We start from the raw sequence: 11,996 nt of genomic DNA, 5'->3' as shown, positions 1-11,996 counted from the left end.
TCTCGGCACGGGCGGCCCGCGTGGAACCGCTGGTGCGCAGGTGGGGGAGACGGGCTGCCGTCAGCGGCAGGGGGTGACCGGCGCGGTCCAGAGCCCGACGATGGCGTCGACGAGTCCGGTGGCGGTGTCGTGCCAGTTCGCGCGGGGCGTGGCGGTGTTCCCGGCGAGCGCGCGTTCACGCTCCGCGCAGGTGTGGAGGATCAGGTTGCGCGCCATGGCGGCACGCTCGACGTGGACGTCGGCCGGCAGGTCCGGCAGGCACCGGTTCAGCCCTTCGAGGGTGCGCAGCGTCGGGGGGCAGGCCAGCGACTCCTCGGCCATGATGTCCTGCAGTGCGGGGTCCGTCATGACCTGGGCGCAGAACCGGGCGAACCAGGTGGGGCTGCCCAGCGCGGCGAGGTGTTCCGTGGTGGGGCGGACGAAGCAGGCCACCCACTCCCCTATGTCCGTGGGGTCCTCGATGCCGGCCAGCAGACGGGCGCGGGCCTCCTCGATGGGCCGGCTGTGCTTCCGCGTGATCGCACGGACCAGGTCCGCCTTGGTGCCGAAGTGGTAGCCGACGGCGGCGTTGTTGCCCTGCTGCGCGGCCTCGCTGACCCGGCGGTTGGACACCGCGTAGACGCCTTGCTCGGCGAAGAGCCGCTCCGCGGCGTGCAGGATCCGCTCCCTGGTCCCGTCGGCCTGCTCGGTCCGCGCCGTACGCTCCATCTGCCGTCTCCTCGGTCGGGGGCGTCTCGGGGCGTCCAGGCAATCCGGTGCCGTCGTGTCGGTCAAGCGACTGACTTAAAGATGGCCGAGATGGTCACACACCCGCCGCGGGAAGGTCCCGGACCGTCCACGACACCCCGTCACCTGCCACGATCGGCCTGCGGGCGGCGGTGGTCGCGGCGACGTACGCGGCCGTCCGGCGCGGCACGTGCCCTCCGCGGACCGGGGACGGGCGCGGCACGTGCCCGCCGCGGAGCGGGACGCGGGGTGCGCGGAATTGGCGCGAACCCGCCCGGGCGGGCGCCCTGCCCGCAGGAGGCCTCAGGCCATCAGTCCGGCGGCGACGGTCGCCCCCAGTTCCCAGCACGCCTCGGTCTCGACCTTCCCCGGCTCGCCCGTGACGGTCACCGCGTCGGCCGCGCGGCGCCAGCCGAGCCCGGTCGTGATCGCCTCGATGCCCCGTACGGCCCCGGTCACGTCGTTGCCCCCGTGGACGTAGTAGCCGAAGGGCCGGCCCTTCGTCGCGTCCAGGCACGGGTAGTAGACCTGGTCGAAGAAGTGCTTCAGGGCACCGGACATGTACCCGAGGTTCGCCGGGGTGCCGAGCAGGTAGCCGTCGGCGGCGAGCACGTCGGACGCCGTCGCGGCGAGTGCGGCGCGCCGCACGACGCGTACGCCTTCGATGTCCTCCGTCGTCGCGCCGGAGACGACCGCCTCGAACAGCGCCTGGCAGTTGGGCGAGGGGGTGTGATGCACGATCAGCAGAGTGGCCACACCTCCGAACCCTGCCGGTCAGGCCCTCCGGACGCAAACGCCGGACGCCGTGTCGCCACGGCCGGGGTCCCGGCTGTCCCGGTCCGCCGCGCGGAAGCCGCGCAGGCGGAGGCTGTTGCCGACGACGAAGACCGACGAGAAGGCCATGGCCGCTCCGGCGATCATGGGGTTGAGCAGACCGGCGGCGGCGAGCGGGAGGGCCGCCACGTTGTAGGCGAAGGCCCAGAAGAGGTTCGAGCGGATCGTGGACAGCGTCCTGCGGGAGAGCCGGATCGCGTCGGCGGCCACCCGGAGGTCCCCCCGTACGAGGGTCAGGTCTGCCGCCTCGATGGCGGCGTCCGTGCCCGTCCCCATCGACAGACCGAGGTCCGCCTGGGCGAGCGCGGCGGCGTCGTTGACTCCGTCGCCGACCATGGCGACGCTGCGGCCCTCCGCCTGGAGCCTTCTCACGACCCCGGCCTTCTCCTGCGGCAGGACTTCGGCGATGACCTCGTCGATGCCGACCTCGGCCGCGACGGACTCGGCGACCGCCTTGTTGTCGCCGGTCAGCAGGATGGGCCTGAGCCCCAGGGCCCGTAGCCGCCGGACCGCCTCGGCGCTGGTCCCCTTGACCGCGTCGGCGACCTCGAGGACCGCACGCGCCTCGCCGTCCCAGGCCACGGCGATCACGGTCCTGCCGCCCCTCTCGGCGAGGTCCTTGGCCTTCCTGAGTTCCTCGGGAAGCACGACGGCCCGTTCGGCCAGCAGCTTCTCGCGGCCCACCAGGACCGCGTGACCGTCCACGACACCCTGCACACCGAGACCGGGGATGTTGGCGAAGTCCTCGGGAGCGGGCAGCGCGCCCACGCGCACGGCCGCGCCCTCGGCGACCGCCCGGGCGACCGGGTGCTCGGAGGCGTGCTCCAACGCGCCCGCGAGACGCAGCACTTCGGACTCGTCCGCCGCCCCGGTGGCGTGGACCTTCAGCAGCGTCATACGGCCCGTGGTGACGGTGCCGGTCTTGTCGAGGAGGATCGTGTCGGCCCGGCGGGTGGTCTCCAGGACCTCGGGGCCCTTGATCAAAATGCCGAGCTGGGCCCCTCGCCCGGTGCCGACCAGAAGCGCGGTGGGCGTGGCCAGCCCGAGGGCGCAGGGGCAGGCGATGATCAGCACGGCGACGGCGGCGGTGAAGGCGGCGGTGAGTCCGGCGCCCGAGCCGAGCCAGAAGCCGAGGGTGGCGAGCGCCAGCGCGATGACGACCGGGACGAACACCGCGGAGATCCGGTCGGCCAGGCGCTGGGCGGCCGCCTTGCCGTTCTGCGCCTCTTCCACGAGTGCGGCCGTCCTGGCCAGTTGGGTGTCGGCTCCGACCCTGGTGGCCTCGACTACCAGGCGCCCGCCGGCGTTGAGCGTCGCTCCGGTGACGGGGTCGCCCACGGACACCTCGACGGGAACCGACTCGCCGGTGAGCATGGAGGCGTCCACGGCGGAGGAGCCTTCGACCACCGTCCCGTCCGTGGCTATCTTCTCCCCGGGGCGGACCAGGAAGCGGTCCCCGACCCGCAGGACGGCTGTGGGCACAGTGGTCTCACGGCCCTCACGCACCACGGTGACCTCCTTGGCGCCCAGCTCCATCAGCGCCTTGAGCGCGGCTCCCGCCTTGCGCTTCGAGCGGGCCTCGAAGTACCGGCCGGCCAGGATGAAGGCCGTGACGCCGGCCGCGGCCTCCAGATAGATGTTCCCCGCCCCGTCGCTGCGGCCGATCGTGAAGGCGAAGGGATGCATCATGCCCGGCGTCCCGGCCGTTCCGAGGAACAGCGCCCACAGCGACCACAGGAACGCGGCCGACGTGCCGAGCGAGATCAAGGTGTCCATGGTGGCCGCGCCGTGCCTGGCGTTGGTCCAGGCGGCGCGGTGGAAGGGCCACGCCGCGTAGGTGACCACCGGGGCGGCGAGCGTGAGGGAGAGCCACTGCCAGTACGCGAACTGGAGGGCCGGGATCATCGCCATCGCGATCACCGGAGCGGCGAGCAGGGTCGCGGTGACGAGCCTCTGCCGCAGCGACTCCAGCTCGCGGCCGGGCCCCTCGTCCCCGGCGTCGCGGCCCGGCGCGGCGACGTCGCCGGGCCCGGGGCGGGGAGGGGCCGGAGGCCGGGCGGTGTAGCCGGTGGCCTCGACCGTGGCGACCAGGTCGTCGATCGAGACGTCGTCGGCGAAGACGATCCCGGCCTTCTCCGTCGCGTAGTTGACGGTGGCCTCGACCCCCTCCATGCGGTTGAGCTTCTTCTCGATCCGCGCCGCGCAGGAGGCACAGGTCATGCCGCCGATGGCCAGCTCGACCCGGGCGGCGCCGGGCGTCGTGGGAACCATTTCCCGCTCCTCGTCCGAACGGAACCAGCATACCCCTCATGGGTATCTGTCCGCCCTTCCAGATATACCCCCCAGCCGTATGTATCGCAAGCGTCGACGAGAGGGCTTGCACATACCCCCTAAGGGTATACGCTCGACCGTGTCGGACCCTCGCGGGCCCTCCACGCAGAGAGCACAGGAGCAGTCATGAATCCCGCCGCGAAGATCACCGCGTTCGCCGCCGCGCTCGCAGCCTCCTTCGGGGCCGCCTACGGCGTCGGCCTCACGGCCGGCCCGGAGACCGGCACCACCGGCGCCTCCGAGCGCTCCGGACACGCGGAGAGCAGCACGCCGCACACCGGTGAGGACCCGGCCGGTCCTCCCGCCGGGGGCCTCCAGGTCACCGAGGGCGGATACACGCTCGACCTCAGGACCCCGCGCGTGAAGGCGGGACAGCGGAGCGATCTGCGCTTCGCCATCCGCGACCGGACCGGACAGCAGGTCACGGAATTTCAGCGCGAGCACGAAAAGGAGCTCCATCTCATCGTCGCCTCGCGCGACCTGGCCACCTACCGCCACGTGCACCCCGTCCGTGCGGCCGACGGCACGTGGAGCACTCCGGTGAAGCTGCCCGCAGCGGGTGACTACCGGGTCTTCGCCGACTTCACGCCGGCCGGGGGGAACTCCACCGGCCTGACCCTGGGCACGGATCTGGCCGTCTCCGGGCCGTACAAGCCGGCGGAACTCCCCGAGCCCGCCCGGACGGCCGCCGTCGACGGATACACCGTCGCGCTGAACGGCACCCTGCGCCCTGACACCCCGGAGCGCCTCACCTTCACCGTGCGGAAGGACGGCCGGCCCGTCACCGGCCTCCAGCCCTATCTGGGCTCGTACGGACATCTCGTTGCCCTGCGCACCGGCGACCTCGCCTATCTCCACGTCCACCCGGAGGGCGAACCCGGCGACGGCTCCACGGAGGCCGGGCCGGACGTCGCGTTCACGGCGACATCGCCCGGCCCGGCCGCCTACCGCCTGTTCCTGGACTTCAAGCACGGGGGGAAGGTCCGGACGGCGGCCTTCACCGTCCTGTCCGGAGCAGCGGCGGAGAGCACACGGCCGGACGACCCGTCGGACGGCCACGAGGACGGCCCTTCGGACGGTGGCCACGGGCACTGACCCCGGCGTAGGCGCCTGGTGTCACCGCGCGAGAAGGGCCGCGCACCGCCCCAGCCACGCGTCCTGGCCGTCGGCCGGCGGACGGCGGACGGCGGGGGAGAAAACGGCGGTCGAAGACGAGACCGGCGTCGTCGCCCGCGCCCCGCACCCGGTGCCGCCACGCGTCGTGGGTGTCCGCCGGCGCCCGGAGCAGGAAGAAGGTGGTCAGGCGCGGTTGCGGCGTGTGCGGGTGAGGTCTGCCGTCGACGGCGACCCGGCCGGTCACGGTGACGGTCGTCAGGCCCGTCTCCTCCGCGGCCTCCCGCAGGACCGCCGATGTCAGCTCCTCGCCCGGCTCGACTCCCCCGGCGGGGACCTGGGTTCCGGCCTCGGCCATGCCGACGTGGTCGAACATCAGGAGCTCCGCGACGGTACGACGGTACGCACCCTGATCACGTACGCGGCGACGCGGATCCTCGGTCCGGTCACCCTCGCTCCTTCCCCGGCCATGGACCGGACCCTACGGCCGGGTGAGCCGGGCGAGCGTCTCCTCCAGTTCCGCGCGCAGCGTGCGTCCCGCCGCGTCGCCGTCCCCCCGCACGACGGCGTCCACCAGCCGTGCGTGGCTGTCGTCGCCGTGGTTCGGGTCGTCGGAGCGCAGGGCGAGCAGCTGCAGCATGTCGATCAGCCCCCGGCGCAGCGCGGGGACGAATTCGGTGAACAGCGCCGAGAGCACCGGGTTGTGGGCCGCCGCGACCACCGCCGCGTGCAGGGCGATGTCGGCGTCGACGAACGCGGCGTCGCCCGCGCCCGCGGCGTCGCGCCGTCCGGCCAGGGCGGCGGTGAGGGCGGTGACGTCGTCGTCCGTACGGCGCCGTGCGGCCAGCCGGGCGGCTTCGACCTCGATGCCGATGCGGACCTCGTAGACGTCGGTGACGGCGGCGCGGCGCAGCTTCGCGGCCCAGTCCTCCTGGGGCTCCGCCGCGACGACGAAGACCCCCGCCCCCTGCCGCGCCCGCACGAGTCCGGCCCCGGCGAGTGCGCGCAGCGCCTCACGGACCGTCGAGCGGCCCACCCCCAGGGAGGCCGCCAGGGTCGTCTCGCCGGGGAGCTTCGTCCCCACGGGCCAGGCACCACCGGTGATCTGTTCCCGCAGGTGCGCGGTGGCCTGTTCGACCAGGGGCGAGGGCCTCAGGGGTCCCAGCGGCATGTGGTGTCACTTTCCGGGGCTCACACCTCAGGTTGTCTGAGGAGTTGATTCGGGGCTACTGTACCCGGCATGCCGCTGAACGAGCTCCTTCTCCTCGTCCGCCGCTGCGGGGCCTGACACACGACCGACCGGCCCCCCGCAGCGGGTGTCGGGCTGTGCCGGTCGCTCCACGGCCGACCGAAAGAAGTCCTCCCGCGATGGCCCCCTCCGAGACCTTCCGGACCACGGCGTTCCCCACCCTGCGCACTCCGTCCGGTGATGTCCCACCGGACGCACCGGCCTGGAACCTCCAGCGCCCGAGCGCGATGCCCCACCACCGCTACCGCCCCGCCCAGGACCGGGTGGCGCTGCCCCTGACGGACCGCACCTGGCCCTCGCACCGGCTCGAGCGGGCCCCTCTCTGGGTCCCCGTCGATCTGCGGGACGGCAACCAGGCGCTGGCCGAGCCCATGGACACCGCGCGCAAGCGCCGCCTCTTCGATCTCCTCGTCACCATGGGCTTCAAGGAGATCGAGGTCGGTTACCCGTCCGCCAGCCGGACCGACTTCGACTTCGTACGCCACCTCGCCGAGAGCGGCGCGGTGCCCGACGACGTCACGGTCTCCGTGTTCACCGCGGCGCGGCAGGACCTGATCGACCGGACCGTCGACTCCGTCGAAGGCCTCCCCCGCACCGTCGTGCACCTCTACACCGCCACCGCGCCCGCGTGGCGTGACGTCGTCCTGGGGCGCTCGCGCTCCGAGGTCCACGCGATGATCAGGGAGGCCGCCACCCACCTGATGCGGCGTGCGGGGGAACGGCCGGGCGCGGACATCCGGTTCGAGTTCTCCCCGGAGGTCTTCAACCTGACCGAGCCCGACTTCGTCCTGGACATCTGCAACGGGCTCACCGAGCTGTGGGAGGCGAGCCCGGACAGGCCGGTGATCCACAACCTGCCGGCCACGGTGGAGATCGCCACCCCCAACGTCTACGCCGACCAGATCGAGTACATGCACCGCCATCTGGCACGGCGCGACTCCGTCATCCTCTCGGTGCACCCGCACAACGACCGCGGCACCGGCGTCGCCTGTGCCGAACTCGCCGTGCTGGCGGGCGCCCAGCGGGTCGAGGGCTGTCTGTTCGGCAACGGCGAGCGCACCGGGAACGTCGACCTGGTCACCCTGGCCCTCAACCTGTACGCGCAGGGGGTCGATCCGATGGTCGACTTCTCCGACATCGACGCCGTCCGCGACGTGGTGGAGGACTGCAACCGGCTCCCGGTCCACCCCCGGCACCCCTACGGCGGCGAACTCGTGCACACGGCGTTCTCGGGCACCCACCAGGACGCCATCGCCAAGGGCATGGCCCACCACACGAGGCAGGCCGAGGAATCCGGCGTGAGCGCCGGGGAGGCTCCCTGGGCCGTGCCCTACCTGCCCATCGACCCGGCGGACATCGGGCGTACGTACGAGGAGGTCATCCGCATCAACTCGCAGTCCGGCAAAGGCGGAATCGCCCACCTGCTCCGCACCCACCACGGGCTGGACCTGCCGCAGGCGATGCGCCCGGACTTCTCACGCGTGGTGCAGGAGGTGACGGACGGCACGGGGCGGGAGCTCTCCCCCAAGGAGCTGTGGGACCTCTTCCGCGCCACCTACATCACCCCCGGCCAGGACGGCCGTCTCACGCTGGAGTCCTGGTCCACCTCGCAGACCGGCCCGGGCGAGCACGAGTTCACCGGTGAGCTGCGCACGGGCGCGGTGGTCCGGCCCTGCCGGGGTACCGGGAACGGCCCGCTCTCCGCCCTCACGGACGCCCTGCGTGCGGCAGGTGTCACCGTCGACGTCCTCGGCTACACCGAGCACTCCACCGCCACCGGTCCGGACAGCCCTGCCGTCGCCTACACCGAGTGCCGTGTGGACGGGGTCACCCGTTGGGGCTCCGGCCGGGACACCTCGGTCCTCGCCGCTTCCGTCCACGCGGTCATGGCCGCCGTCAACCGGGCGGGGGCGCGGTCCCGATGACGGACACACGACCGGTGCTCCGCGTGAGCGACGTGGACCTCGTCCGCGACGGCAACCCGATCCTCGGCGAGGTGTCGCTGACCGTGCGGGCCGGCGAGCACTGGGCCCTGCTCGGTGCCAACGGCGCCGGCAAGAGCACCCTGCTCGGTCTCCTGGGCGCGCTCACCCACCCCACCCGCGGGAGGGTCGAGGTCCTGGGGCACGAGCTGGGGCGGGTCGACCTGCGCCTGCTGCGCACGTACGTCGGTCACGTCGATCCGCGCCACGCGCTGCGCTCACCGCTCAAGGTCCGGGACGTCGTGCTGACGGGCCTGACCAACAGCATCGAGCCCCTCCCCCGCTGGAGGCCGACACCGGAGCAGGCCGAACTGGCCGAGGAGCTCCTCGGCCTGCTCGGCCTCGCCGGAAGGCGCGAGGCCCGGTGGCCGACCCTGTCCCAGGGGGAGCGGGGGCGCGCCCTGATCGCGCGGGCGCTGATGCCACGACCGCGGCTGCTGCTCCTGGACGAACCGGCGACGGGTCTGGACGTCGCGGGACGGGAGCAGCTGATCGAACGGCTCGACTCCCTCCAGCAGAGCTCGCCCGAGCTCGCGTCGGTCCTGGTCACGCACCACCTCGAGGAGCTTCCTCCCGGCACGACGCATGCGATGCTGCTGCGTGACGGGCGGTGCCTGGCCTCGGGCCCCGTCGACGAGGTGCTGACCAGCGATCAGGTCAGCAAGTGCTTCGACCACCCGGTCCGCCTCAGCCGCTCCGAGGGCAGGTGGAGCGTGCGGACGAACCGCCCGGCGCGCCGCTGACCGGATCCCGTCCTCCCCGCCGGGGCCCGGCGCTCCTCAGGAGCGCTTCGCCCCGGCGGCGGCCTCCCGTTCCCGGCCGCCCGTCAGCGGCCCGGGGCGTTCCCCTTCCTGTTGCTGTAGCCCGTCACCGCGCCGATCCAGGTGATGAAGTCGGCCGCGTCGGTGTTGGCCCCGTGCCCCTGGTCCCAGTAGTAGAGGACGTCGACGTCGTCGCCGAGCTGCCGGAGACTCGCGGCGAGGTTGGCGACGACCGTCAGCGAGGTGTCGCTGTCCTTGGCGCCGACCCGGATCCACCAGTGCTTCGAGCGGCCGGGGTTGCGCTTCTCGACGAGGTGGTACATCGGGTTCATCAGCCGGAGCTTCTCTCCGAGGTCCCCGTCCAGCCGCGCGCCGGCGCCCTGTTCGTGGCGCAGGCTGTACAGCGTGAAGTGCCGCGCCCGGGTGGTCCCTTCACCGAACAGGTTGTTCTCGCCCGAGGACAGGTCGAAGGGGTCGAAGGCCGGTGCGTCCTTCTTCCGCGCCCCCACGTGTCCGAGGAAGCCTTCCCAGGTGAAGGCGGCCCGGCCGCCCGACCAGGTGAGGAAGGGGTTCGCGGCCAGGTAGGCCGAACGGTCGGAGTCCGAGAGGCCCTTGAGGTAGGTGGTCGCCGCCGGCCGGAGGTAGGTCTCCAGGAGGTGGTCGTCGAGGTTGCGGGCCGTGAGTGTCCCGAAGCCCTTCACCCGCAGCTTGAGGGATGCCTGGTAGTCGGCGAAGGCCGTGGACAGCTCCTTGGAGACGGTCCGGTCGACGAGCGCGCCGCTGCTCAGCGCGTTGGCGCCCCAGTTCCACTCGTACGCCATGTCGGCGTGCTCGAGGTCGGCGATCGGGCACCAGTCGCCGCTGGCGAAGACGGCGTCGCTCGCGTCGGCCGCGCCGAGCTCGTCGAGGTACTCCGCGTACAGCGGGCTGTCGCCGGAGGCCCCGAGGAGGGCGGACAGGGCGCCGCCCGCGCTGGTGCCGGAGGTGACGATCCGGTCGGTGTCGCCCGGTATGCGGCCCTTGTTGAAGCGCACATAGCGCACCGCTGCCTTCAGGTCCACGATCGCGGCGGGGGCCGTGCCGTAGTAGGTGCCGTCCTCGTCGGTGAGGGTGCGGCCGCGCGCTCCGGGCTCCACGACGACGTAGCCCGCGGCCAGGGCGAGCTGGGCGTTGCTGACCATCTTGCCGAGGGCGTCGGCCTGCCCGTTGCCGCCGGAGGGCACCTCACCGGTCGCGCCACCGGGCGCCGTGGCCGTGGGAGAGGCGCCGGGGCCTCCCCCGCCGGGCGGCATGCCGCCGCCCATCCCGCCGGCGCCCACTCCGGTGGCGTCCGCCACGGAGGAGGGCATGTAGCCGCCCACCGAGTTGGCGAACAGGATGGGAGCGCCGGAGGCGTGCGACGCGACGCCGTCGATCTCGACGGGGACGCTGACATTCAGGCTCTGGTACTTCTCGTCCACGGGATGCGCGACATAGGTGATGGCCTTGTAGAAGTGGTACGTCACTTCCTTGTCGCCGTCGTCCGTGGTGATGGTCGTCGTGAGCTCGGTGAAGTCGTCCTTGTCGAAGACGAGCGAACCGGTGGCCCCGGACGACGTGGATTCCTTCGTCCCCGACGCCTGCGCGTCGAGGACGAATCCGCCCGCCGCCATGGCCCCGACGGCCGCGCCCGCACCCATGACGACGCTCCTGCGCTTCACTGCCCTGTGCTTCACGATCTCTCCTTCGCGGCCGCCCGGCGGCCGGTGACATGACCTGGTTGCACGCGGCGGGCCTTCCCCGAGGCGGCCGGCGCCCTGTCCGAACCTGCGCTGCGAACGTAGGCGACCTCGAGGAAAAGTGTCAACAATCTTGCTGACTTTATTGGCTAACCCATTGCTGACACACAGGAATCGGAGAAGGGCGTTCGCGAGAACACCTGAGATCCAGAAAAGGGAGAACGCTCGGAGAGAATTCTCAGGAGCGATGCCGGCGGATCATCCCGCCGCTGCCGCGGACCGGACCGTCTCCGCCCCGCTCGCCCCGCCCGCCCTGCCGCCCGAGAGGCCGCTGCCCGGTTCCGAGGCCGGCCCGCCCCGCTCCGAGGCCCGCGCCGCCTTCTCCGGCGTCCGGAACGACGCGACGGTGTGCCGGACGAAACGGCGGACGGCCTGCGTCGCACGCCCCTTCGGCCAGACCAGCCGCAGAGGCACGGCCGGTCCGTCCTCCAGCCGGATGCTGACGGTCCCCTCGGGCGCACCCGCGCCGTCGGACGGCTGGGCCGCGAGCGCGACCGCCTGGCCGAGCCGGACGACCGCGAGCATCTGCAGGCCGTCGCTCACCTGGGGCCCCGGCGTCCCGGGCAGCCCGTCCGGCCACAGGCCGGGGTCGCCGACCTGCGGACCCGGGCCCAGCCAGCCGAGCAGGGGTTCACCGGCGAGGTCGGCGATCCGCAGTGAGTCCCTGTCGGCCATCGGGTGCCGCGTTCCCATCAGCACGTGGACGCCTTCGTGGCGCAGGACCACGCCGTGCAGCCCGCGGTCCCGCAGCGGCGCGCGCCACAGGGCGATGTCGGCCCGCCCCGACCGGAGCCGGTCGAGCTGGTCGTCGATGGTGCCGACCGCCGTCCGGGCCGGGTGCGCCGGGCCGGTCCCGTTGTACGACCGGACCATCCCGTCGAGCAGTTCCGCGTCGCAGCCGGGGCCGCTCACCGTCAGCGAGGCCCGCTCCTCGGCGGCCCGGCGCACACGTGAGGTCACGTTCCCCGCCTGCGCCAGCAGCGACCTTCCTTCGTCGAGCATCGCCTGCCCGGCGGCGGTGAGCGTGACGCCCTTCGGCGTGCGCAGCAGCAGGGTGGTCCCGACGGTCTTCTCCAGGGCCAGGATCGCCCGGGAGAGCGCGGGCTGTGTCATCGCCAGCCGTTGCGCGGCGCGGGTGAAGTTGCCCTCCTCCGCCACAGCGACGAAGTAGTGGACCTGCCGGATCTCCACGTCACCCATGCACCGATCCTCCCACCTGAGG

Annotated in this window: 10 protein-coding genes; 3 read left to right on the top strand and 7 right to left on the bottom strand. The window is 72.7% G+C overall.

Translation table 11 applies throughout. The features are described 5' to 3' along the window. Positions 1–60 precede the first annotated feature (60 nt). The 3 genes from OG488_RS28950 to OG488_RS28940 form a co-directional block, all read right to left on the bottom strand. The gene (locus tag OG488_RS28950; protein ID WP_329233890.1) at positions 61–708 is read right to left on the bottom strand and encodes a TetR/AcrR family transcriptional regulator; all 648 of its coding nucleotides are present in this window, start codon (positions 706–708) and stop codon (positions 61–63) included. A gap of 321 nt (positions 709–1,029) precedes the next feature. Beyond that, on the bottom strand, positions 1,030–1,482 hold the full coding sequence (locus OG488_RS28945) for a flavodoxin family protein (RefSeq protein ID WP_329233889.1): 453 nt from the start codon (positions 1,480–1,482) through the stop codon (positions 1,030–1,032). 18 nt (positions 1,483–1,500) lie between these two features. Then, positions 1,501–3,831 (bottom strand): heavy metal translocating P-type ATPase, encoded by a 2,331-nt coding sequence (locus OG488_RS28940; RefSeq protein WP_329233887.1) that lies wholly within the window; start codon positions 3,829–3,831, stop codon positions 1,501–1,503. A 186-nt stretch (positions 3,832–4,017) separates the two neighbouring features. Here OG488_RS28940 and OG488_RS28935 point away from each other — a divergent pair, with 186 nt between their 5' ends. Beyond that, positions 4,018–4,986 carry a hypothetical protein gene (locus OG488_RS28935; RefSeq protein WP_329233885.1) on the top strand — a complete coding sequence of 323 codons (969 nt, stop codon included), beginning with the start codon at positions 4,018–4,020 and terminating at the stop codon, positions 4,984–4,986. Here OG488_RS28935 and OG488_RS28930 read toward each other — a convergent pair. Together OG488_RS28930 and OG488_RS28925 are read right to left on the bottom strand one after the other, a co-directional pair. Then, the gene (locus OG488_RS28930) at positions 4,889–5,362 is read right to left on the bottom strand and encodes an NUDIX domain-containing protein (RefSeq protein WP_329239095.1); all 474 of its coding nucleotides are present in this window, start codon (positions 5,360–5,362) and stop codon (positions 4,889–4,891) included. The two genes, OG488_RS28935 and OG488_RS28930, sit on opposite strands and share 98 nt — an antisense overlap. A gap of 123 nt (positions 5,363–5,485) precedes the next feature. Next, the gene (locus tag OG488_RS28925) at positions 5,486–6,175 is read right to left on the bottom strand and encodes a FadR/GntR family transcriptional regulator (protein WP_329233883.1); all 690 of its coding nucleotides are present in this window, start codon (positions 6,173–6,175) and stop codon (positions 5,486–5,488) included. A 197-nt stretch (positions 6,176–6,372) separates the two neighbouring features. On the opposite strand from OG488_RS28925, the gene leuA reads away from it, so the two are divergent. Next, the gene (gene leuA / locus OG488_RS28920; protein ID WP_329233881.1) at positions 6,373–8,178 is read left to right on the top strand and encodes a 2-isopropylmalate synthase; all 1,806 of its coding nucleotides are present in this window, start codon (positions 6,373–6,375) and stop codon (positions 8,176–8,178) included. Continuing rightward, positions 8,175–8,978 (top strand): ABC transporter ATP-binding protein, encoded by an 804-nt coding sequence (locus OG488_RS28915; RefSeq protein WP_329233879.1) that lies wholly within the window; start codon positions 8,175–8,177, stop codon positions 8,976–8,978. Before leuA ends, OG488_RS28915 begins: the two co-directional genes overlap by 4 nt. 83 nt (positions 8,979–9,061) lie before the next feature. On the opposite strand, the gene OG488_RS28910 is transcribed toward OG488_RS28915, so the two are convergent. Together OG488_RS28910 and OG488_RS28905 are read right to left on the bottom strand one after the other, a co-directional pair. Next, positions 9,062–10,675: a subtype B tannase gene (locus OG488_RS28910; protein ID WP_329239092.1), complete on the bottom strand. Its 1,614-nt coding sequence runs from the start codon at positions 10,673–10,675 to the stop codon at positions 9,062–9,064. Positions 10,676–10,972: 297 nt separating this feature from the next. Continuing rightward, complete coding sequence (locus OG488_RS28905) at positions 10,973–11,974, bottom strand: LysR family transcriptional regulator (RefSeq protein ID WP_329233877.1); 1,002 nt, start codon at positions 11,972–11,974, stop codon at positions 10,973–10,975. Positions 11,975–11,996: the final 22 nt, after the last annotated feature.

Source organism: Streptomyces sp. NBC_01460 (genome assembly GCF_036227405.1).
In the GTDB taxonomy this organism is placed as follows: domain Bacteria; phylum Actinomycetota; class Actinomycetes; order Streptomycetales; family Streptomycetaceae; genus Streptomyces.
The sequence above is the reverse complement of the archived record's forward strand: the minus strand, read 5'-3'. Positions and strand labels throughout refer to the sequence as shown.

Bases quoted from the DNA above. Each gene is read 5' to 3' on its own strand.
- leuA (WP_329233881.1), top strand. From the start codon at position 6,373: ATGGCCCCCTCCGAGACCTTCCGGACCACGGCGTTCCCCACCCTGCGC.
- OG488_RS28940 (WP_329233887.1), bottom strand. From the start codon at position 3,831: ATGGTTCCCACGACGCCCGGCGCCGCCCGGGTCGAGCTGGCCATCGGC.
- OG488_RS28950 (WP_329233890.1), bottom strand. From the start codon at position 708: ATGGAGCGTACGGCGCGGACCGAGCAGGCCGACGGGACCAGGGAGCGG.
- OG488_RS28935 (WP_329233885.1), top strand. From the start codon at position 4,018: ATGAATCCCGCCGCGAAGATCACCGCGTTCGCCGCCGCGCTCGCAGCC.
- OG488_RS28925 (WP_329233883.1), bottom strand. From the start codon at position 6,175: ATGCCGCTGGGACCCCTGAGGCCCTCGCCCCTGGTCGAACAGGCCACC.
- OG488_RS28915 (WP_329233879.1), top strand. From the start codon at position 8,175: ATGACGGACACACGACCGGTGCTCCGCGTGAGCGACGTGGACCTCGTC.
- OG488_RS28910 (WP_329239092.1), bottom strand. From the start codon at position 10,675: ATGGGTGCGGGCGCGGCCGTCGGGGCCATGGCGGCGGGCGGATTCGTC.
- OG488_RS28930 (WP_329239095.1), bottom strand. From the start codon at position 5,362: ATGGCCGAGGCCGGAACCCAGGTCCCCGCCGGGGGAGTCGAGCCGGGC.
- OG488_RS28905 (WP_329233877.1), bottom strand. From the start codon at position 11,974: ATGGGTGACGTGGAGATCCGGCAGGTCCACTACTTCGTCGCTGTGGCG.